A 22015-nucleotide genomic window follows, 5' to 3' on the forward strand; every position below is an offset into this window, starting at 1 on the left:
CGGGCAGCTCTGTAAGTAATCACTTTTTATGCCAATTAAATACCAAAATCCTGCATTGCTTTTTTCAATCTCTCTACATTTTCCGGCTCCATATCACCCAATGGAGAACGTAAGGAACCTACTTCCCATCCCATCAGATTCATAGCTGCTTTTACCGGAATTGGGTTTACCTCGCAGAACAATGCCTCTACTAATGGAATTGCCTTAAGCTGCATCTTCAATGCTTCTTCACGATTTCCATTTAAGTAATTCATGACCATATCATGGGTAAACTTTGGTGCAACATTGGACAATACAGAAATAACACCAATACCTCCGCATGCAAGCAAAGGAATTACCTGTCCATCTTCACCGGAATAGAGGTCAATATCTCCCTGTGTCAGTTCCATTACTTTTAAACTATAAGAAATGTCACCAACCGCATCCTTCATTCCCACAATATTTTCTACATCCTTTACCAAAGTTGCTGCCGTTTCCGGTGCAATCTTACATCCGGTTCTGCTTGGAACATTATATAAAATAATTGGAATATCCACATTACCGGCAATCTGGGTATAATGATTGATAAGTCCCTTCTGCGTTGCTTTATTATAATAAGGTGTTACTACCAAAAGTCCGTCTGCTCCAGCCTTCTGAGCCTCCTTTGACAAGTCAATTGCTGTCCGAGTACAGTTAGAACCTGTTCCTGCAATAACCGGAATCCGCTTCTTTACAAAGGATACCGCTGCCCGGATAGTCTCTAGATGCTCTTCCTCAGTAAGGGTTGATGCCTCTCCGGTTGTTCCGGTAATAATAATACTGTCAGTGCCATTCTGAATCTGGTCTTCGATAATTGCTCCCAGCTTTTCATAATCTACTTCCAGATTTTTCTTCATTGGTGTAATAATTGCAACACCGGCTCCCTTAAAAAGTGCCATTTTCCTTCCTCCTTTATGAATAGGCTACGCATAAAAAAGCCGACTGTTGAGTCGGCTTAAAGATTCTAATACACTACGGAATAACTTCCGCTTTCTGTAACAAATCTTGATAGCGCCCCATCTGTTTAATAACAAGATGACAGTCATATGATTCTTCATCATATGCCCAAGAACCAATCTAACAGGAAACCAGTCCTTTCGGCGTTCTTCCCTTTCCATTATCTTCTTCTGTGCCTGCCACATCCGATAACCTACTTATGAATCACGCAACCTCTATCTCACAATATTTTACTTAAAGTTAATATAGCATTTTCACTCTGCAAAGTCAATAGATTTCCCTATTCTTCGCTTTGAATCTCATATATCTTACCAGAATACTTACGAAGCACATCACTCATAACTCTTCCGGTAAACATAATCTCTGTGTCTTCCGACTTAGCATTCATCAGACTTTCTAATTCTTCTTCAGAAACCATCTGATTATCTAACAAGCCCAAAAACTCATCTAAAATCAAGAGATTACATTCTCCTGTCACCAAAACTTTCTTGGCAAAATTAAATCCATTTCGGATATTCATACTCTCTTCTTGTTTTTCTTCTTCGGAAAGTTCTGCAAAATTCTTTTCGGAACGTGCAAAGCTAAATAATTTTATCTCTGGCTCCAACCTTCTTAAGAATTCCAGTTCCTCCTCTTTTTTTCCCTTTAAAAATTGAATAATAATTACACTCTTTCCCTGACTTGCACACTGTATTGCATATCCAAGAGCTGCTGTTGTCTTACCTTTTCCATTACCGCAATAAACAGTAACCTTTTCCTCATACATGCCTTTTTCCTCTTTCTTTTCGAAACTCATGATTTCTAAAAGCCATCCAGATTTTTCTAAGATACCACACTCCTTCATAAAATGCAACTTTTATTAATAAGTGCAAAGGAAATTCGAGTATTATTAATCTATTTATTCCAAATATTCCACTTTACTTACAGATATTTCATAAGCAATACGGTGTTCTGCCTCCGTTTCCGAGAGTTTTTTCACATATTCTCTGCTCTGAATCCTTCCATAGATCTGTACATGCCCGCCCACCTCAAAGGCCGAGGCAAAACGTGCATTTCTTCCCCAACAGATACAAGGTATGTAATCAGATTTTCCATAAGATCGGTTTACCGCAATCAATAAATCTGCAATTTCTCTTCCCAATGGGGTCTTTCGATAAATCGGCGGTTTGCAGATATACCCATCCAAAAAAATCTGATTGCTTTTCTCTCCCTCCGGAATCTCTGATACAAATTCCAACTCGCGGGCAAAGACAGACAGTACCAAACGGTTTTTCTTTTCTTCGTGACGATTGTAAGAACGAAACTGTCCGTCCACCCGAATACACTGTCCAATATAGGATTGCTGTGTATCAATCAATCGTTCCGAAATCATCACCGGTATGGTATCTGCATAATTACTAAGACGATTTACAGATACCTCTATCATATAGAACCCTTCCCCATACACTTGATGGCTGTACTGAAAGTCTGAAATGATTTCTCCTATTACTGTTACCTGATTGTTTTCAAAAATTTTATCTGCCATGAATGATTAATCCCCTTTCGTATATCGATGGCATATCGATGAAGTATAAGTTTTTCTAAAGGATACCATCCGGGTTTTAAAAATATTCGCAGTTCGTGTCGATAGTATTTGCACTTTACGAAATACAGTTTTTAGGCTAAAATAAGGTACGATATAAAATTATAGAAAAGAGGTCCCTACTTATGGCACAAAATCCAATTGTTACATTTGAAATGGAAAATGGCGATATTATGAAAGCCGAACTATATCCGCAGATTGCGCCGAACACTGTAAATAATTTTATCAGTCTGATTAATAAAGGTTATTACGACGGCCTTATCTTTCATCGTGTCATCCGCGGATTTATGATTCAAGGCGGATGCCCGGATGGTACCGGCATGGGTGGTCCCGGCTATAGTATCAAAGGTGAATTTTCTCAGAATGGATTTACAAACGAATTAAAACATACTCCCGGCGTTCTTTCCATGGCAAGAACTATGGCACCGGATTCTGCCGGTTCCCAGTTCTTCATCATGCATCAGAACTCTCCTCATCTGGACGGCGCATATGCTGCCTTCGGTCAAATCACAGAAGGTATGGATGTAGTAAACAAAATTGCTGAAACCGCTACTGATTATTCTGACCGCCCTATGGAGCCACAGGTTATGAAAAAGGTTACTGTTGAGACTTTTGGTGAGACTTATCCGGAACCTGAAACCTGCTAAGAATCTTTTATAGATTCTATTCCTGCCAGCTGCATAATTAGCCGGGTAGTTCTTGTGAGTTCTTGTTCAAACTCCAGACCACATCTGTGCTGCAGCTGGCTTTTTACATATCCTTGTGCCTTCCCGTTCAGCCCTGCTGCCTGAAGATGTACATCATACGGAATAGCTCCCAGACTTTTTTCATCAATCCGGTATATTTTTTCTAAATTCTCCCTATTATAGACGGATTCTTCAAAATAATTTCCTACCAGAAAAAATATTTTTCCTCGCAGCCTCACACGATTTCGATAATAATTTCCGATAGTTTCTCGTTCCTGAGGCATATTTAGCACACAAACATCTGCCTGCTCCAACATCCTTCTGGCAAAATCATCTCTTCGGCATCCGCAGTCAACAAATACCACATCAAAACAATTTTCCAGTTGTTGCTCAATCTGCTCCATTTTTTGAAACAAATCTTCTTTATCCCACCATTTGGCATATTGCTTTTTTCCACAAGGAAGACAATATAATTTTTCTGTCACTACTTGTTTCATATTTTGTTTCAATATGTCTTCCGTCAGTTTCACCGTTCCACTTTTGCGAAGCAAAAGGTCTAGCCCCGTTGCCACAAAATACTCATTTTCTTCTGCTACAAATTTCTGTTTTCTCCAGTTGTCCTCTTCTTTTTGCGCAAAACGAAACTGATTCTCCAAATCCCGGTCCTCGTATCCACCGGCTAATACAGCCACAGATATGGGATAGAGCATAACTGTTGCACAGGCAACCGCAGCCATATTAAAGGTGGTTCCTGCATTTTCATGTTCACTCCAAAAAGCTATTTTCATGTTCTTTCGCTCCTCTCGTTTCCTTCCAAAACAGATTTTTTCTGTCGTTACGGTATCTGAGAGGGGTTCTCTTATTCTCTTGTTCTTGATTCTTATAGTGATTTATCACAGATTTCGTGAAGATAGGTACAAAAAAGATGTTCTTATTATACTTAACTTCTTCATAAATGTAAATATTATTCTTACATTTTATAAAAATTTTAGAGTTCTACTACATACTTACCACTAATGTGTCATATCCCTGCTGCCGCAATTGATTTTGAAGATTTGTGGCATCCTCCAGGGTCGTTTCTCGCCCAACAACAACTGCGTAATAAGGTTCTTCTCGCCGCACAACTACAGTATATCCAATATTCTCCAGTTCTTCTTTGAGATACTCTGCATTGGACTGATACCGGAATAATCCGACTTGAACCCCATACTGTTTTTTTACAGGTGCTAACGGTATAGATTGTTCAATTCCCCGCACAATCGCATCTGCCATTTGGTCAAACTGCTCGTCAAAAATCCGATTATCCTCATCATTATTAATAAAACCAAGTTCCAAAAGTACTGCCGGCATATTAGTCCTACGAAGTACCACCAACCCCGGTCGTTCCTCCACTCCTAAATCCTTAAATCCCAACTGAATCAGCTGTTCCATAATATTCTCCCCTATTTGATATGCTCTGGTATTATCTGCATATACCAAAGCTTGTGCTCCACTATAAGTATTAGGAATCTCGCCGGAATTTCGATGAAAAGAGAAAAAATAATCTGCCCCTGCATTATTGGCTTTCTGGGCCTTTTGCAATGGAGTATCATATACATCTGTATTTCTCGTATACAGCACATGATATCCTGCCTTTTCCAATCGTTCCCCTACAGCAAGCCCAATCCTTAGATTATCATCCTTTTCCTTTCTTCCCATATAAACAGCCCCATTATCCATTCCACCATGTCCACTATCTATCATAATTGTAGGTTCCATAATTCCTCCGTGTTTTTTCTTTTATCATATGCCTTCTTCCAAATAAATGTTCCTACCGTTCAGACCTTATTTATACATATACCGAAAAATTATTTATGGGAAGTTTCAAACTTTTGAATTCTGATTTTCTTTCAGATTTGACAAGGGCAAACCTAAAGCACTTTTGTGCATGTCCTATATTGCATTTGGAAGAAATGTATTTTCCTAAGTTCGTTGTCTGAGGTTTTTCCTTCTTCTGCAAAGAACCTGATACAAAAAATCCAATTTTAATATGAATTCACACTTTTAGTTCTTCTAGACAGCAGCAACAAGAATGTTCGATAAGGGTATGCCAAAAGAACTCGGACAGATACACATTCAAGACAATGTTCCTCTGTCCTCAAACATCTTTCTGGCATACCCATTCATTCTTTTATGCTGCTGTAAGAAGAACACAAAGTGTTCCACATATGAAAATCGGATTTTTTGTATTCAGGTTCCGTTGCATGAAAGGAAAAACCAAGTTTCGAATTAGGAAAATTAATATCATTCTTCCAAATGCAATATTTAGACATGCTAGAAAGTGTGTCCGGCTTTGCACGTTCAAATCTGAATAAAATCAGAAACCAAAAGCATTTAACTTCCCATAAATATTTTTATCGATATCTAAAATAAATAAAGGCTGAACTGTAAGTTTCCATTGACAAATTTTGTCTGCTAATTTATAGTAGGAATATAATTATTTTGATTATCAAACTATTTTAGGATGGGATTACATATGAGATTGAAAATTATTGGTACAGGAAGATATCTTCCAGAAAAAACAGCAACAAATGATGATATGGCAAAACTGGTAGAAACCAGCGATGAATGGATTTCTACACGTACAGGAATAAAACAACGCCATCTGGTGTCCTCTCCGGAGGAAAATACTACCTATATGGCTACTGAAGCCGCGAAACGGGCACTGAAGAATTCCGGCTTAAAACCAGAAGATATTGACGTGATTCTGGTTGCTACTGTTTCCAGCGATTACATTACCCCAAGTACCGCTTGCATGGTACAAAGAGAACTTGGCGCATTCAATGCCGTCTCTTTCGATATCAATGCCGCCTGCGCCGGATTTCTTTATGGTTTAAACACCGTAGATGCCTACTTCCGCAGTGGCATTTATAAAACTGCTATTATCATCGGCGTTGAGACCCTTTCTAAGATTGTCGACTGGTCTGACCGTTCTACTTGTGTACTTTTCGGTGACGGTGCCGGTGCAGTGGTCGCAAAGGCAGACGAAACCGGTATGCTGGCATGCCTTCAAGGTTCTGACGGAACCCATGCAGACGTACTGGAATGCAAAGCCAGAAGTAACAATAATCCATATGTTTCTACTTCCAAAGACTTTGATTATGTTTTTATGAATGGTCAAGAAGTTTTCAAATTTGCCGTAAGAAAAGTACCGGAGTGCTTGAATCAACTTCTTGAAAAAGCAAACTTAACCGTAAATGATGTAGATTATTTTCTTCTTCATCAGGCAAATTACCGTATTCTTACCTCTATTGCCAAAAAACTGAATCTTCCTATGGACAAATTTCCATCCAATGTAGATCAGTGCGGCAATACCTCTGCTGCCAGCATTCCAATTCTTATGGATGAACTGAATCAGCAAGGTGTTTTAAAGGAAGGCGATCTCCTCTTCCTATCCGGATTTGGTGCCGGCCTTACCTGGGGTGCTGCCTTACTAAAATGGTAATTGCTATTTTTCTCCTCAGCGTGTATACTGTTTTTAGCAAACACGATTCAGGAGGAATAACATGAGTAACTATATCATTTCAACAGATAATACCACAGACCTTCCCAAGGAATATATTGAAGAACACAAGCTACCTTTATTGTATATGCCATATATTCTAAACGGAGAAACCTATGACGGAGACCATGAGCTTCCGGTTAAGGACTTTTACCGTGCTATGCAAGAAGGCGCTCTGCCTACTACAACTCAGGTAAATCCTGACACTGCCAAGAATTTATTTCAGCGGCTTATGGACGAGCACGACTGTGATATTTTGCATCTTGCCTTTTCCTCTGGCTTAAGCGGTACATACAACAGTTGCCGTCTGGCTGCTCAGGAGTTGGAAGAAGAAAATGCACCACATAAGGTAATTGTCATCGATACCCTGTGTGCTTCTATGGGTGAAGGACTTTTGGTTCACAAGGCTTTAGAAAATCAGAAAAACGGAATGTCTTTAGAAGAAAATGCAAAATGGATTGAAGAACATAAATTAAATTTAGTACATGTTTTCACTGTGGATGATTTAAATCATCTTTACAGAGGTGGACGAGTATCTAAGACCGCTGCTGTAGTCGGAACTATGATAAGCCTAAAACCAATTCTCCATGTAGACGATGAAGGACATCTGATTCCGGTTTCTAAATGTCGTGGCCGCAAGAAGTCCTTAATGGCGCTATTGGACTATATGGATGAGCATATGGGCAGCTACCGAGATAAAAATGACATTGTTTTCATCAGTCACAGTGATGCTCTGGAAGATGCTCAATTCTTAGCTTCCGAAGTGGAGAAACGTTTTGGCATTTCTAAATCCTTAATTAATTACATTGGACCTACCATCGGTGCCCATACCGGTGTGGGAACTGTGACGCTGTTCTTTATGGGTGACGAAAGATAACTTATTTTATAAAAAGAGAAGAGATACGTACAACTTCGTATCTCTTCTCTTTTTACTATTGATAAAACTCCATCTCTTCATAAAAAGCTTCAAACTCTTCTTCTGTTATCAACCTATGGTCTTCATCGATGTATCCCATCTCTTCTAACAACGCTATGGTATTTTCACATTCTTTTGTCAAAATAATTCCACTATACTCTGTATACTTCCCGTCTGAAATATTTTCCGAAAAATCCATACCGTATTGCAGGAGATGCGCTCCCTTTGGCGGAATATAACAAATAGTCAATGTATTAACATATGTATTCTTGCTTCGTTCCTTTGCCCCATAAGGATAAATACGGTAATTACCGGACGCAATATCCTGCTTAACTGCTTCTATCAGCTTCTGTGCATTCTCTCTGGAAATATCTATACTTTGAAAATTATAATTCGCATCTACCCAATCGATACAACTTCCATTTTGGAGTTCAATATTACTGTACTGCTCCGTGAAATAATAGGTCATATAGTCTTCCGGATTAGACTCCTGTTCCAACAATTCTTTTACTGCTGCCCCTTCTTCCTTCAGATAATATTCATCCAATGGAAGATTATAACTCCACTCCTGCTTTTTCCCGTTTTTCATCACATATGTCATAGTAAGAATTAAATAATTACATTCTTCTTTTCCATAGTATTTCTTAAAATACTGTTGGTACTCATCCCGCGAAGCTATAATCTGCTTCTGAAGCTCAATATTTTCCTGAATTCGCTCCTGACCCGTGAGATAACGCTCATAACTTCCTTGTACATAGACTTCGGCCACATTCTCTGCCTTGGGTACTTTCTCTTCCAGATGAAACAGATTCATTTCCATACTTCCAAGAAACAGAATGATTAATCCCAGAAAAATTCCACCCTGCACCAGAAGTCCCTTACGAAACATCATAAACTGTTTTTCCATAATCATTTCAATTCCGAAGAAGGAGATGATACCTACTACCATCCAACATACCAACAGTACCGGAAATGCTTCGCCCATAAGTACCTTTTCCGCAAAAAATGTAGTCTGTACCAATTCACCTGCCAGACCGGCACATAACACAGCACCCAACCACCGAGCCACCGGCTTTACCCATGGAATAGCCACCATGTCACTTGCACATTCCAGCTGTCGTTGACCATATACCACCATTGCCACCACTGAAAACACGATTCCTGCCAGAATATACCATTTGAGACATCCCATCCCTTCTATTACAGGCAATGTAAGTTCTGTCCCTTCCGGGTAAACCACTTTTACATTTTTTAGAAAATAATCCACCGGAACCATTCCTGCGCCATACACAATTTCCGCATTTCCTGAGAATCCATAAACCAATGCCTGACGCACGATATTCCAAACACTCCAGATTCCCTTATATAGAAAATTAAATATCACAAAATATGCTGGCGCTGCTACAATATTTCCGGTAAGCATTATACAAAAAACACCAAGACTGTATGCGAAAAATGTCTCTCCCGTTACAATCCCAAGCCACTGCAGCAGATATTCCAAATGCGTAATCCCATTACCAAACCATACAAATACCGTCAGTAAAAACGAAATAAGTTGGGGAACAATCATAAATAAAATTCCGGATAAATAGTTTGTCACAAATAACTCTTCCCGTCGCACAGGTAACGCATGAATCATATTTACACTTTTACTAGTATACAGATAAGAAAACACAGCCACTGCACTGACAATAGCAAAAATAAATATTACCCATGCATTCATAGAAAAATTTATTCCCTCTAATGCCTGTAACACCTTTACATATGTTTGCTCCGATTCTGTCAACCCTTGGATATCATAGCCATTCAGATTAAAATAGGAATATACCGGCATACTCCAGATACACAATATACTGTACACTACCCAAATTGGCCAAAAATGGGTTATATTTTTCCGAAATATGGTCCGATTAAAAAAGGATATCTTTGACCGCATAATCAGCACCTCCCATTTCATATATAAAAATTTCCTCCAATGTCAATGGAAGTACATCCATAAATAGCGGATTGAATTTTTCCAATTCTGCTCTCGCCTGTTCCGGATTTCCTTTTACAATCAAGGTATACACTCTTCCCGTATTACTCATGTGCATCACTTCAAACTTCTCCGGCAATACAGGCATTCCCTGTTCAAATGCCAACTGAATCTTCGACACATTTCCTTGCAACTCACAAAGAGAACGTTCCAGCATAACCTTACCCTGATTCATAATTCCTACATGGTCACATACATCTTCCAATTCCCTAAGATTATGTGAAGAAATAAGTACCGTGGTTTCTCTTGAAGATACCTCTGATAAAATCAGACTCCACATCTGTCGGCGCATCACCGGATCTAATCCGTCTACCGGCTCATCTAATACCAACAAATCCGGACTTGTACATAACGCTAACCAAAACGCCACCTGCTTTTGCATTCCTTTTGACAATTTCCGTATATGCCGTTTTACATCAATGTTCGGAAAAAAATCCCGCAATTTTTCAAATAACTTTTCGTTAAAACTCGGATATATCCCTGCATAAAATCGCTTCATTTCTAAGGTGTCAGCCTGTAAAAAGTAAAACAATTCGTCCGGTATATAGGCCATCCTGCTCTTCACTCCGGGATTTTCAAATACAGGTTCTCCTGCAATCTCTACTGTCCCTGCATCCGGTCTATAAACTCCGGTGATATGACGTATCAATGTAGATTTTCCTGCTCCGTTCGGTCCTACCAAACCATATATCGCGCCTTTTGGAACATGCATGTTTGCATTATTCAATGCGCAACAATCATCAAATTTTTTACATAACCCATTTACTTTTATCATCTATTTTCGTTCCCTTTTCATTTACCCTCTTTTTTGTCTAGTACAATTTTATATAAACTGGTCACACAGAGGAAAATTCCTCCCATTACTACACCTGTTGTCTCACCTGTCACCATATATAAAATAGTTCCGGCAATTGCCGCTCCATAGCCTGCCACTACCACATATCTTTTCTTCATTCTCTTCATCCCATATTCACATATTTTTGTATATTAGAGGCATTGACATATTTTTGTGTCTTATCCCCGGATATTACTACAAGAGTAGGTGCCTGCATTACCCCATACTTCTGTGCAAGTTCTGCATTTTCCTCTGCATCTATCAATACATACTGCTCCTTAGATAACATTTCCTTTGCAATCGCACAGTTCGGACAGGTTTTGGTAGTAAATAAGTATTTTATACTTTCCTGTTGTTCTACCTTTACCTCATCCTTGGAAATAGTAACTATATTTGCCGGAACTCTCTTTAAACTGGAACGTTCCATATCGTAATTTCTTCGGTTCTTGTATTCCTGCAACTTTCCGTCATTCCAATTCTGCACCGGACGATAATATCCGGTAATACGACTGTATACCTCCGCCTTTTCTCCGCAAGTCGGACAGGTAAAATGCTCTCCTACAATGTAACCATGCTTTTTACAAATGGAATAAGTCGGTGACAACGTGTAATAGGGCAACTTGTAGTTCTCCGCGATTTTACGCACCAAGTTTGCCGCAGATTTCCAATTTGGAAGCTTTTCTCCTAAAAACGCATGAAATACCGTACCGGACGTATACAGTGTCTGAAGTTCATCTTGAATATCCAACGCATCAAAAATATCTTCCGTATAATCTACCGGTAAATGAGAACTATTGGTGTAATATGGTGTATCTTTCTCTTTGCCTGCAGTGATAATATCCGGATATTTTTCCTTATCATGCTTTGCCAAACGGTAAGTTGTAGATTCCGCCGGAGTTGCTTCCAGATTATACAAATCTCCATACTCTTCCTGATAGTCTGACAAACGTTCCCTCATATGATTCAGCACATCTTTTGTAAATTGCTGTGTTTTCTCACTTGTTAAATCTGCTTTTAACCATTTTGCATTCAATCCAACCTCGTTCATTCCAATGAGACCAATAGTAGAAAAATGATTATCAAAGGTTCCTAAGTATCTCTTAGTATATGGATACAAACCTTCGTCCAATAGTTTCGTAATCACTCCACGCTTCGTCTTCAAAGAACGGGCGGAAATATCCATCATTCGGTCAAGGCGCTTATAAAAATCTTCCTCATCCTTTGCCAGGTATGCAATTCTTGGCATATTGATGGTAACAACTCCCACAGAACCGGTGCTTTCGCCTGAACCGAAGAACCCACCGGATTTCTTCCTTAGTTCCCTCAAATCCAAACGCAAACGACAACACATGGAACGTACATCACTCGGCTCCATATCACTGTTAATATAATTAGAAAAATATGGTGTTCCGTACTTTGATGTCATTTCAAATAGCAGACAATTATTCTCTGTATCAGACCAATCAAAATCACGGGTAATAGAATAAGTCGGAATAGGGTACTGAAATCCTCTTCCATTGGCGTCTCCTTCAATCATAACTTCCAGAAATGCCTTATTCACCATATCCATTTCTTTCTTGCAGTCTTTATATTTAAAGTCCATTTCTTTTCCGCCAACAATTGCCGGAAGTTCTGCCAAATCATTCGGAACCGTCCAATCTAAGGTAATATTGGAAAATGGTGCCTGCGTTCCCCAACGGCTTGGTGTATTTACACCATAAATAAAAGATTCAATACACTTTTTCACCTGTGCATACTCTAGATTATCCGCCTTGACAAAGGGTGACAAATAAGTATCAAAAGAAGAAAATGCCTGTGCTCCGGCCCATTCATTTTGCATGATTCCTAAGAAATTTACCATTTGATTGCACAATACCGACAAATGCTTTGCCGGAGCAGAAGTAATCTTACCGGAAATACCACCTAATCCTTCCTGTATCAACTGTTTCAAAGACCATCCGGCACAATATCCGGTCAACATGGATAAATCATGAATATGAATATCCGCATTCCTGTGCGCTTCCGCAATCTCCTCATCATATATCTCTGACAGCCAGTAATTAGCTGTCACTGCACCGGAATTACTTAAAATCAACCCTCCCACCGAATAAGTCACGGTAGAATTCTCCTTTACGCGCCAGTCTTCTACCTTAACATAACTGTTTACGATATCTTTATAATCCAGAATTGTCGATTTGATATTACGCATCTTTTCCCGCTGCTTCCGATACAAAATATAAGCCTTGGCAACCTCCGTATAGCCTGCCTGCTCCAAAACCGCCTCCACACTATCCTGAATATCTTCTACATGAATTTCTCTCTTTTCAATCTTATCCTGAAATTTTGCAGTAACTCGCAGAGACAACAGATTCAGAATATCCTCTGTATATTCTTTCTGCGTTGCCTCAAATGCCTTTCCGATTGCAGCTGTAATTTTTTTCAAATCAAAATCTGCAATCTGTCCATCACGCTTTACCACATAAATCATGCTTCTCCACCCTTTCTTTCTCCTTAAAAACCGCACGCCACTAATGTTTTTATTGTAGCAGATATCATATACCCCGTCAACCAAACGACACTATATATGCCTTTGTACTTTTATTAATACAACTATATATAGTGTCGTTACAATTTTAACTATTTTCTGTACTGTGAATATTTTCCGAATAATTCATACTATTCTCTAAATTCGAATAAATTTCTATCGGAACAAAAGCTTTCACATAAATTCCATTCTCTCGATACTCTTCTTCCAAAAGTTCCCCATATTTTCGAATAACTGTAAGCTGACCTCCCTGATTATAAGGGAAAATTCCTTCCAGAAGCTTTTTATCCTCTCGAAGAATCTCCTCCAAAACCTCTTTAAACTGTGTAAGTCCTTCTCCACTTTTTGCAGAAATCTTCAGTGTCTTATCTGCTTTAAAATCATGAAGAATCTCATTCTCCTCTACCTTATCCAACTTATTGAACAATGTAACAATCTTCTTGTCCTTTACTCCCAGCATATCCAGGGTCTCGTATACAATATGCATCTGTTTTTCCTTTTGCGGATTCGATGCATCTACCACATGAATAATCATGTCTGCATACTTTGCTTCCTCCAAGGTACTTCGAAAGGCTTCTACCAAATGGTGTGGCAGCTTTCGTATAAATCCAACGGTATCTGTCAGTAATATTTCCTGACCACTATCCAGCTTTAAATTTCTTGTAGTAGGATCCAAAGTTGCAAACAACTTATCCTCTTCTAACACCTGAGCATTTGTCATGGTATTTAAAAGCGTAGACTTCCCTGCATTGGTATATCCTACAATAGCAGCTACCTTTGTCTGATTGCGGCTACGCTGCCCTCTCGTAACCTCTCTGTGCTTTCGTACTTCTTCCAGTTCCCGATTCAACTGTGCAATCCGGTTCTTTATCAAACGTCGGTCCATCTCCAGCTTCTTTTCTCCCGGTCCTCTTGTTCCAATTCCGCCACCCAGTCGGGACAGGGAAATTCCCAATCCCGTCAATCTGCTGAGTCGATATTTTAATTGTGCCAATTCTACCTGAATTTTACCCTCACTAGTGGATGCACGGGCTGCAAAAATATCCAAAATAATCAAGGTACGGTCCATAACCTTGGTGTCTAATTCATCTTCCATATTTCTTATCTGTGCCGGGGATAATTCATCATCACATACGATTCCGGTAGCTCCGAATTCTATTATCATCTGCCGAATTTCCTGAAGTTTTCCTTTCCCCACATAAGTTCCCGGATGGATGGAATCTCTGCTTTGGATGGCGGTTCCTACCACCTCTGCTCCTGCCGTTTTTACTAACTCTGCAAGTTCCAATAAGGAATCCTCCGCATCATCACCATCACTCAGGCTGACTCCTACCAATATAACTTTTTCCTCTACCTCTTCTATTTTAAATGGTTCTTTCATTACATTCCGCCTTTCTGCAACATCTTTACATTTTTATTATCTTTGTTCCTACCCGTTCCACAAATGTCCTATCATGTTCTACCAGAATCATCGTTGGGCGATATTTCAAAATCAGTTCTTCTAACTGCATTCTGGAAAAAATATCAATAAAATTAAGCGGCTCGTCCCAGATATACACATGTGCCTGGTCGCAAAGACTTCTTGCCAGAAGTACCTTCTTCTTCTGCCCTTCGGAAAATTCCTCCATCCGCTTTTCAAAATGACTTCTTGCAAAATCCATTTTTCGCAAAAACTGTTTAAACAATGTCTCGTCTATTTTTTCCTGAATAATATAATCCTGCAATTTTCCCTGTAAATACGAAGTATCCTGAGAAACGTAAGAAATCTTTAACCCACTTGCCAATTCTAATTTTCCATCCATTTGCAGTCTTTCCAAACTCTCTGACGTTTGTTTTTCCTGTGCGGTTTCCGTTACCTTAAGGATAGCACGAATTACAGATGATTTTCCACACCCATTATGCCCTTCTAATACCAGGCAGTCTCCCTGATGCAGTTCAAAGGATATTCCACTGCAGACCTCTTTTTCGCCATAACGTAATGTCAAATCCTTTGCTTCTACCAATAATTCCTTGTGATGCTTTGCCTGCACCAAGCGAATCTCTTCCTGAGATTCGATATTTTTCAATAGCTTCGACTTTTCTTCAATCTCTGCTTCCCTACGTCGCTCCAGATTCTTACGGCGGCTCTGCATTCTTCTGGACTTTTCTCCTACATAGGCTCTGGTATCAATACATTTTTCATACTTAAAAGACTTCTTTCCAATCTTGGTGGATTCTACATTATCTGCCCAGTTTTCCGCCTGACGTGCCGCTGCTGTAAGACGTCTGATATCTTTTTTCAGTTTTTCGTTTTCTGCCAGTTCAAATGCATCCTGTCGCTGTTTATTTTCCCACCAGCTGGAAAAATTACCGGCTACTACCTCAATATTATTTTTGTTAATGGAAAGCACATGGTCGATGCATCCATCCAAAAATGTTCGGTCATGAGACACCAGAATAAATCCTTTTTTTCTTTTCAGGTAATCGCAAACCACCTGACGTGTCTCCATATCCAAATGATTGGTGGATTCATCAATCAGCAGAAAATGATTTTCTTTTAAAAACAATACTACCAAAAGTACCTTTGTCTGCTCTCCATGACTCAACGTGTCAAAAGGGCGAAACCACACATCATCTGTTCCTTTCAAATAAGACCATTCCCGACATAACTCCCAAAATTCATATTGGGGATAAATCTCCTCCACAATTTCAATGGTCTGCCTTGTCTTATCTTTTACTTCGTAAGGAAAATAATCAAATTCTACACTCTTTGAAATTGTTCCCGTATACTCATATTTTCCCAAAAGTAAATTTAAAAATGTAGTCTTTCCTCTTCCGTTTCTCCCGATAAATCCCAGTTTCCAATCTGTATCAATCTGGAAAGACGCATTTTCAAAAATATTTTCATAACTTCCTTCATAATAAAACGTTAAATTACTTACATCTATTCTGGACATATCCATCACTCCTTCTCGTAGATGGCTGCCCCATAAACAGGTATTTTTCGCTTGCGAAATTCGTCGCACCCGAGCGGTGTCGTTTACGACTATCTTCATCTCCGCGAGGTGCGCATCTTTTGCGGAGCACTTTTTAGTTTATAGGGATTGCAACGCAATTTCCTATAAACTAAAAAGAGATGTAAGAACTCCTTACATCTCTTCCGGTATCGTGATAAAAGATATTAGAATTTCCTGCTAACGGGGCATACCAACGTGTACCAAAAACAACAGAAACACGCTATCGCATTTCCATTCATTGATATGCTTCTTCAATTCATTGAATTAACAGGAAATAATAATCATCCTTTAACCACCTTTCTATCTCAACTGCTCTTATCATAGCGTGTTATGAAATCTATGTCAAGACGAAAACAATGTTTTTATTATTGACATATGTCAATAATGGTTCTATAATATCCAAGAATACTATTAAAATACAATTTACAGAATGCAGTTTTTGAAACAGAAAGGACGCGCTTATGCCAAGACCAAATAAACCCAGACGTGTCTGCCGCCTTCCGGCATGCACCCATTTTTATTCACAGGAACAAGTTTCACACACACACCAAGGATTGCTCATAAGTGTAGAAGAATATGAAACAATCCGCCTGTTGGATTATATGGGAATGACGCAACAGGAAGCAGCAGCACAAATGGGTACAGGAAGAACCACAATTCAGGCTCTCTATACTCAGGCAAGACGTAAACTGGCACGTTTTTTGGTAGAAGGCACACCTCTCACCATTGAGGGTGGCTCTTATCAACTCTGTTCCCGACAACGCTGCTCCTATCCGCAAAATTGTCAAACCGGAAAAACTGCATCCAGAAAGGACACACATACTATGAAAATTGCAGTTACATATGAAGATGGACAAGTATTCCAACACTTTGGGCATACGCAACAATTTAAGGTTTATAATGTAGAAGATGGTAAAATTATCTCTTCTGAAATTGTAGATACCAACGGACAAGGACATGGTGCCTTAGCAGGATTTCTGTTCGGTGGCGGTGTAGATGTCTTAATCTGCGGCGGCATTGGTGGCGGTGCCAGAAACGCATTGGCAGAAGCAGGTATTCAGTTATATCCGGGAGCTACCGGAGATGCTGATGCTCAGGTTGAATCCTTTTTAAAAGGACAATTAGTCTATGATCCAAATACCATGTGTAGTCACCATTCTCATGAAGAAGGCCATAGTTGTGGCGACCATGAATGTGGTTCTCACAGCTGTCACTAAAATATCATAGAACCCATCAAACCATACGATTGGTCTGATGGGTTCTTCTTTACTCATTTTTTCTTCTGTCCAATTCTATTTTAAGCTTGGTCATATAATCCAATGCAGACATATAATCTTGTTGTTCCACTTTACGAACAATGACAGACAACGGCTTTGCTAACATAACTCCCGCATATTGATATTTCTGTAACTCCTTCAGGATTTCAAGCATTTCATTACTATCCAGACTGTATACAGCAGTTTCAAAGTTCTCTATCCTCTGAATAAACAGCTGTTCTTCCAACAGCGGACCATCTTCGCCTGTCACCGAACATGTCTTTCTCTCCGGCTTTTCAACAAAGGGACTTTCCTGTATCATTTTCATGACTCTTCTATATTCCTGCATCATATTTCTATGATTCTCCTGAATATACTTGATATCCCCTTCTCTTCCTGCCATTTCCAGACTCTTTGCGCAATCGGAAAGTTCTTTTGCACCAATACTTTTCATAGAACTTTTGAGTCCATGAACAGCAATGATATATTCTTTCCAATTTTCTTTTTCAAACGACGCTTCTATCTGTCTTTCGTTATCCTCTGCTGTATCACAACATACCTGCAAAATATTTATATACCTGTCTTTTCCACCGCAGTATATTATTCCATTTTGCACATCTAAATCTCCAAGGACAAATTCTTGTTTCGTATTTTCCAACTTAGCCCTCCAAAGAAATAATCTGTTCATTTCGTTCATCGAAGTCAGGTGTAGCGTTCACATTTGTCTGGTTTCCTAAGGTATATGCAGAAAGCAAACTGCGCATTCTATTTGCCTGATTTGACAACTCCATACTAGCTGCCGCACACTCTTGACTGGTAGCTGAATTATTCTGTACTACTTGGGATACCTGCTCAATTGCCTGATCAATTTGCTCAATTGCCTGTGCCTGATAATTGGAGGCATCCGAAATTCCATTGATAATAACCTCACTTTTATGTACCACTTCTGTAATTGCCTCTAAGGCTTTTGCCGTTTCATCTGCAATTTTGGAACCTGCTCCTACTTTTTGAATAGAATCTTCGATAAGTTCCGCTGTTTCTGCTGCTGCCTGTGCACTTTTTGCTGCCAGATTTCTTACTTCCTCTGCAACTACTGCAAATCCTTTTCCTGCCTCTCCGGCTCTTGCGGCTTCCACTGCTGCATTCAAAGCAAGAATATTGGTCTGAAATGCAATATCATCAATTACCTTTATAATTTTGGAAATACTTTCAGAAGAATTATTAATATCCTTCATAGCAACCATCATATCCTGCATTTGTTTATTTCCCTGCTTTACTTCAACAATGGTCTGTCCTATTAAATTAGCTGCTTCATTTGCTTCTGAAGCATTTGTTCTGGTCTTTTCTGCAATATCATCCATGGAAGCAGTAATCTGTTCTATCGCACTTGCCTGTTCTGTAGAGCCCTGCGCCAGTGCCTCGCTGGCACTTGCCACCTCCGAAGAACTTGTCATAACCTGGTAGGCTGCATCACTAATATTTGATAATGCACTCTGATTACGACTTACTAATTTCTTCATGGCATTTCCCAATACATCATTCTCAGATTTTGAAATAACATCCACTGTCAGATTTCCATTAGCCACCTCTTCCGCAATATTTGATTGATATCGGATATTATCTACTACTTTCTGATAATCATCCAGTAATTTACCAAATTCATTATTTCCATGTTTTTCAATTTCCACATTTACTTTTCCTACTGCAATCTGGTGCGCCACTTGTGAAAGTTGTTTCACAGAGCGATCAATCATTCTGGTCAAAGATATGGAAATGTATCCAGCAAAGGCTAATGACACTACCAATGCACCTAAACAAAATATCTTATAATTCTGTAAATAATGCTGTGGGTCATCTACCGTTATAATATTCGATGCTGTGGAATACCCTAAAAGCAGACTAATAATTATCACCACATCAATAACGACAAATCCACCGATTAACCTTGTTTTAACCTTCACATTCTTCATTTTGGTCACTCTCCCTTTTCTGTTGTTTCTTCATTCATTCGTTCCACTACGGATAAATCTTCATCATTTAGTAACTTTTCCGGATCTAGTAAAAGCTTTACATCATCACCAACTTTTCCTACCGCATACACAAATGCATTCTGTCTTTTTTCTGTATTCCCAATGGATGGCGCCGGAAGAATATTTTCTTCCGGAATCTCCACCACTTCAGCTATTTTTTCTACAATCAGTCCCACTACCATACTATTTACATTTAGCACAATGATACACGTTCTGTCATTGTATTCAATTGGTTCTTGCTTAAACCTAAGCCTTACATCCACCACAGGAATAATTTTTCCACGCAGATTAATCAACCCTTTTATATAATCTTCGCATTCCGGCATTTCTGTGATTTTCTGAAACACAATGATTTCATTTACATACTGAATCTTAATGCCATAATACTCACTTCCAGATTTGAAGGTTATATACTTTCCTTTCTGTGTATCAAATTCACCCATTGCATTCACCCCTTTCACCTTTATTCCAATAAGCCTGCAGGGTCTAAAATAAGAGCTATACTGCCATCACCTAATTGCGTACATCCGGACAATCCCTTTACTTTCTTTATATACTCCGGAATTGGCTTTACTACAATTTCCTGCTTTCCTATGAGTCGGTCAACCAACAGACACATCACTTGATTTTCCACTTCTGTGATAATCAACATTCCATCTTCCGCATCCGCCTTGTAATCCTTAAGGTTATACCACTCTCCGACTCGAAGCACCGGAAAACACTCTCCACGAATCATAACAAATTCTTCTCCATTCGGCTTCTGTACCAAATGATTTTCACGAATTCCTACAAATTCTTTCACTGCTCCGGTTTCTATTACAAAGGAAGAATTTCCAACCTCCATAACAATCCCATCAATAATAGCAAGGGTAAGTGGTATTTTAAGATTCATAAGACTGCCTTCCCCCGGCACACTATCAATTTCCAATGTTCCTCCGATTGCCTGTAAGTTGGAAACAACTACATCCATACCAACGCCTCGTCCGGAATACTCTGTTACCTTCTCATTGGTAGAAAATCCCGGAAGTGTAATAAACTGATATACCTCCTTATCTGTATAGGAACTATCGTCCCTTGTATAATCCAAGAGTCCCTGTTTTCTTGCCTTTGCCATGATTTTATTTCGGTCAAGTCCCCCACCGTTATCTTTGACTCCTATCCAGACTTTTCCGGACTCTGTTTTTGCAGAAAGAGTTACTTTTCCCTTTTCTGTCTTTCCTTTCTCCGCTCGTTCTTCATTAGATTCAATTCCATGATCGAGAGCATTTCTCACAAGATGCATAAGAGGGTCTGAAATATGTTCAATAATATTCTTATCCACCTCTGTATGTTCTCCAATCATTTCAAACTCCACATCTTTTCCAAGCTTTCTGGATACATCAAATACAATACGATTCATCTTTTGGAATGTATTGGTTAGAGGAACCATTCGCATACTCATAATTACATTCTGCAAATCTGTTGAAATCTTCGACATCTGCCCGGCTGCTTTATTGAAATTATCCAATTTAAGTCCAGGAACCTTCAAATCCGGATTCTGCAACACCACAGATTCTGCAATTACCAATTCTCCAATCAGATCCATCAGCATATCCATTTTACTTACATCTACACTGATAAAACTTGTCTTTTCAGCTTTCTTCGGTTTATCCTTTGCCAGCTTTGTTGCTTTCCCCGGTCCTTTCGATTCAATTACAAAGTCTCCGGGGGCTATGGGCTTTTCTTCCTTTGGCTTTGCAGTACCCTTCTCTTTTTGCTCTGCCCTGGCTTCTATTTCTTCTAAGCTGGACTCAAGGTCGATGCGGATTTCTGTACCAACACTATCAAATCCCTGTTTAAATTCCTTTTCATTACATTCATAAATCTCTACCTTTTGCAAATCATACCCTTCTTGCACAATAGCTCTGATGTCCGTTTCACTACTCTGGGTCTGCAAAAGCACCTTAAATCCGTTCTCTAAGATTTCGTCTGCGCTCTTTTCATTGGATATAATGTCCGCCGGAAAATACATCAAATCTTCCGCCATTTCCTTTAATGCATATACTATTTTATAGGCATGCACATTAGCGAGCTGAATTCCCGGATTATAGGTCAAATATATTTTATAAAAATGACTGGCACTAGTTGTCATAGGTGCCAAATAAAACTGTTTTGGCTCCTCATGAACATTTTCTTTAATATCTTTTCCCTTTTCTCCTGCTCCACCTTTGATGCGGTTTAGGAACTCGTCAAGAGATGCGATAATTTCACTGGCATCTCCGTCTGCTGTTCCACCGTTTTGAATTTTATCCATTTCATCTGTAATAAAATCTGCTACCGAAAGTACATGTTCTACCAACTCCAGATGCGGAACATTATCCGGATGGGATTCTCTCAAATAATAAAATACATCTTCTAGTTTGTGCGACACGGCTGTAATATCTTCGAACATCATGACACCTGAGGAGCCTTTTATCGTATGCATGGTACGAAAAATTTCATTTATGCTTTCCTCGTCAAAACACTCGGCATCTTTTTGTTCAAGCACTGTTTCCTGAAGCTGCTCTAAGAGTTGCCCATTTTCAAACAGATACATATCCAGCATGCCTTCTGTATTAAACTCTTCTGCCATGTTGTAC

The 22015-nt window shown here is 39.2% G+C and carries 19 protein-coding genes and 1 riboswitch; of the genes, 4 read left to right on the plus strand and 15 right to left on the minus strand.

What is annotated here, in order from left to right:
• Positions 1-35 precede the first annotated feature (35 nt).
• From dapA to BIV20_RS12115, 3 genes are all read right to left on the minus strand, one after another.
• Entirely contained in the window at positions 36-917 is an 882-nt protein-coding gene (gene dapA / locus BIV20_RS12105; protein WP_075720957.1) for a 4-hydroxy-tetrahydrodipicolinate synthase, read from the minus strand.
• 102 nt (positions 918-1019) lie between these two features.
• A riboswitch (Lysine riboswitch) is annotated at positions 1020-1201 on the minus strand.
• A 54-nt stretch (positions 1202-1255) separates the two neighbouring features.
• Positions 1256-1741, minus strand: coding sequence for a cob(I)yrinic acid a,c-diamide adenosyltransferase (locus BIV20_RS12110; protein ID WP_075721076.1), 486 nt, complete (start codon positions 1739-1741; stop codon positions 1256-1258).
• A gap of 132 nt (positions 1742-1873) precedes the next feature.
• Complete coding sequence (locus BIV20_RS12115; RefSeq protein WP_075720959.1) at positions 1874-2500, minus strand: single-stranded DNA-binding protein; 627 nt, start codon at positions 2498-2500, stop codon at positions 1874-1876.
• Between the two features lie 182 nt (positions 2501-2682).
• On the opposite strand from BIV20_RS12115, the gene BIV20_RS12120 reads away from it, so the two are divergent.
• A complete protein-coding gene (locus tag BIV20_RS12120; RefSeq protein ID WP_075720960.1) occupies positions 2683-3204 on the plus strand; it encodes a peptidylprolyl isomerase in 522 nt (173 codons plus the stop codon).
• On the opposite strand, the gene BIV20_RS12125 is transcribed toward BIV20_RS12120, so the two are convergent.
• Together BIV20_RS12125 and BIV20_RS12130 are read right to left on the minus strand one after the other, a co-directional pair.
• Positions 3201-4031, minus strand: a complete 831-nt coding sequence (locus tag BIV20_RS12125; RefSeq protein ID WP_075720961.1) for a MinD/ParA family ATP-binding protein — start codon at positions 4029-4031, stop codon at positions 3201-3203. The two genes, BIV20_RS12120 and BIV20_RS12125, sit on opposite strands and share 4 nt — an antisense overlap.
• 211 nt (positions 4032-4242) lie before the next feature.
• Entirely contained in the window at positions 4243-5001 is a 759-nt protein-coding gene (locus BIV20_RS12130; RefSeq protein WP_075720962.1) for an N-acetylmuramoyl-L-alanine amidase, read from the minus strand.
• Between the two features lie 757 nt (positions 5002-5758).
• Here BIV20_RS12130 and BIV20_RS12135 point away from each other — a divergent pair.
• Both BIV20_RS12135 and BIV20_RS12140 read left to right on the plus strand, forming a co-directional pair.
• Positions 5759-6727: a beta-ketoacyl-ACP synthase III gene (locus BIV20_RS12135; RefSeq protein ID WP_075720963.1), complete on the plus strand. Its 969-nt coding sequence runs from the start codon at positions 5759-5761 to the stop codon at positions 6725-6727.
• Positions 6728-6788: 61 nt separating this feature from the next.
• Positions 6789-7661 (plus strand): DegV family protein, encoded by an 873-nt coding sequence (locus BIV20_RS12140; RefSeq protein WP_075720964.1) that lies wholly within the window; start codon positions 6789-6791, stop codon positions 7659-7661.
• A gap of 55 nt (positions 7662-7716) precedes the next feature.
• Here BIV20_RS12140 and BIV20_RS12145 read toward each other — a convergent pair whose 3' ends face one another.
• The 6 genes from BIV20_RS12145 to abc-f all read right to left on the minus strand — a co-directional run bounded on the left by BIV20_RS12145 (position 7717) and on the right by abc-f (position 16051).
• Positions 7717-9636 carry a hypothetical protein gene (locus BIV20_RS12145; RefSeq protein ID WP_075720965.1) on the minus strand — a complete coding sequence of 640 codons (1920 nt, stop codon included), beginning with the start codon at positions 9634-9636 and terminating at the stop codon, positions 7717-7719.
• Entirely contained in the window at positions 9611-10510 is a 900-nt protein-coding gene (locus tag BIV20_RS12150; RefSeq protein ID WP_075720966.1) for an ABC transporter ATP-binding protein, read from the minus strand. Before BIV20_RS12150 ends, BIV20_RS12145 begins: the two co-directional genes overlap by 26 nt.
• Positions 10511-10527: 17 nt before the next feature.
• On the minus strand, positions 10528-10689 hold the full coding sequence (locus BIV20_RS12155; RefSeq protein ID WP_158024931.1) for a hypothetical protein: 162 nt from the start codon (positions 10687-10689) through the stop codon (positions 10528-10530).
• Between the two features lie 5 nt (positions 10690-10694).
• Positions 10695-13058: a ribonucleoside triphosphate reductase gene (locus tag BIV20_RS12160; RefSeq protein WP_075720967.1), complete on the minus strand. Its 2364-nt coding sequence runs from the start codon at positions 13056-13058 to the stop codon at positions 10695-10697.
• A 145-nt stretch (positions 13059-13203) separates the two neighbouring features.
• Complete coding sequence (hflX, locus tag BIV20_RS12165) at positions 13204-14496, minus strand: GTPase HflX (protein ID WP_075720968.1); 1293 nt, start codon at positions 14494-14496, stop codon at positions 13204-13206.
• 25 nt (positions 14497-14521) lie between these two features.
• A complete protein-coding gene (gene abc-f, locus BIV20_RS12170; protein WP_075720969.1) occupies positions 14522-16051 on the minus strand; it encodes a ribosomal protection-like ABC-F family protein in 1530 nt (509 codons plus the stop codon).
• Between the two features lie 521 nt (positions 16052-16572).
• Here abc-f and BIV20_RS12175 point away from each other — a divergent pair.
• Entirely contained in the window at positions 16573-17328 is a 756-nt protein-coding gene (locus BIV20_RS12175) for a DUF134 domain-containing protein (protein ID WP_075720970.1), read from the plus strand.
• Between the two features lie 49 nt (positions 17329-17377).
• Here the strand turns inward: BIV20_RS12175 and BIV20_RS12180 are convergent, their stop codons facing one another.
• From BIV20_RS12180 to BIV20_RS12195, 4 genes are read right to left on the minus strand one after another with little or no spacing between them, the layout of a single operon-like run.
• Positions 17378-18025, minus strand: coding sequence for an Hpt domain-containing protein (locus BIV20_RS12180; RefSeq protein WP_075720971.1), 648 nt, complete (start codon positions 18023-18025; stop codon positions 17378-17380).
• 1 nt (position 18026) lies between these two features.
• Positions 18027-19337: a methyl-accepting chemotaxis protein gene (locus BIV20_RS12185; RefSeq protein WP_075720972.1), complete on the minus strand. Its 1311-nt coding sequence runs from the start codon at positions 19335-19337 to the stop codon at positions 18027-18029.
• A 5-nt stretch (positions 19338-19342) separates the two neighbouring features.
• A complete protein-coding gene (locus BIV20_RS12190) occupies positions 19343-19840 on the minus strand; it encodes a chemotaxis protein CheW (RefSeq protein WP_075720973.1) in 498 nt (165 codons plus the stop codon).
• Between the two features lie 20 nt (positions 19841-19860).
• The gene (locus BIV20_RS12195; protein ID WP_075720974.1) at positions 19861-22008 is read right to left on the minus strand and encodes a chemotaxis protein CheA; all 2148 of its coding nucleotides are present in this window, start codon (positions 22006-22008) and stop codon (positions 19861-19863) included.
• Positions 22009-22015 lie beyond the last annotated feature (7 nt).

This window comes from Roseburia sp. 499 (genome assembly GCF_001940225.2).
Taxonomy (GTDB): domain Bacteria; phylum Bacillota; class Clostridia; order Lachnospirales; family Lachnospiraceae; genus Petralouisia.

Bases quoted from the DNA above. Each gene is read 5' to 3' on its own strand.
- dapA (WP_075720957.1), bottom strand. From the start codon at position 917: ATGGCACTTTTTAAGGGAGCCGGTGTTGCAATTATTACACCAATGAAG.
- BIV20_RS12110 (WP_075721076.1), bottom strand. From the start codon at position 1,741: ATGTATGAGGAAAAGGTTACTGTTTATTGCGGTAATGGAAAAGGTAAG.
- BIV20_RS12115 (WP_075720959.1), bottom strand. From the start codon at position 2,500: ATGGCAGATAAAATTTTTGAAAACAATCAGGTAACAGTAATAGGAGAA.
- BIV20_RS12120 (WP_075720960.1), top strand. From the start codon at position 2,683: ATGGCACAAAATCCAATTGTTACATTTGAAATGGAAAATGGCGATATT.
- BIV20_RS12125 (WP_075720961.1), bottom strand. From the start codon at position 4,031: ATGAAAATAGCTTTTTGGAGTGAACATGAAAATGCAGGAACCACCTTT.
- BIV20_RS12130 (WP_075720962.1), bottom strand. From the start codon at position 5,001: ATGGAACCTACAATTATGATAGATAGTGGACATGGTGGAATGGATAAT.
- BIV20_RS12135 (WP_075720963.1), top strand. From the start codon at position 5,759: ATGAGATTGAAAATTATTGGTACAGGAAGATATCTTCCAGAAAAAACA.
- BIV20_RS12140 (WP_075720964.1), top strand. From the start codon at position 6,789: ATGAGTAACTATATCATTTCAACAGATAATACCACAGACCTTCCCAAG.
- BIV20_RS12145 (WP_075720965.1), bottom strand. From the start codon at position 9,636: ATGCGGTCAAAGATATCCTTTTTTAATCGGACCATATTTCGGAAAAAT.
- BIV20_RS12150 (WP_075720966.1), bottom strand. From the start codon at position 10,510: ATGATAAAAGTAAATGGGTTATGTAAAAAATTTGATGATTGTTGCGCA.
- BIV20_RS12155 (WP_158024931.1), bottom strand. From the start codon at position 10,689: ATGAAGAAAAGATATGTGGTAGTGGCAGGCTATGGAGCGGCAATTGCC.
- BIV20_RS12160 (WP_075720967.1), bottom strand. From the start codon at position 13,058: ATGATTTATGTGGTAAAGCGTGATGGACAGATTGCAGATTTTGATTTG.
- hflX (WP_075720968.1), bottom strand. From the start codon at position 14,496: ATGAAAGAACCATTTAAAATAGAAGAGGTAGAGGAAAAAGTTATATTG.
- abc-f (WP_075720969.1), bottom strand. From the start codon at position 16,051: ATGTCCAGAATAGATGTAAGTAATTTAACGTTTTATTATGAAGGAAGT.
- BIV20_RS12175 (WP_075720970.1), top strand. From the start codon at position 16,573: ATGCCAAGACCAAATAAACCCAGACGTGTCTGCCGCCTTCCGGCATGC.
- BIV20_RS12185 (WP_075720972.1), bottom strand. From the start codon at position 19,337: ATGAAGAATGTGAAGGTTAAAACAAGGTTAATCGGTGGATTTGTCGTT.
- BIV20_RS12190 (WP_075720973.1), bottom strand. From the start codon at position 19,840: ATGGGTGAATTTGATACACAGAAAGGAAAGTATATAACCTTCAAATCT.
- BIV20_RS12195 (WP_075720974.1), bottom strand. From the start codon at position 22,008: ATGGCAGAAGAGTTTAATACAGAAGGCATGCTGGATATGTATCTGTTT.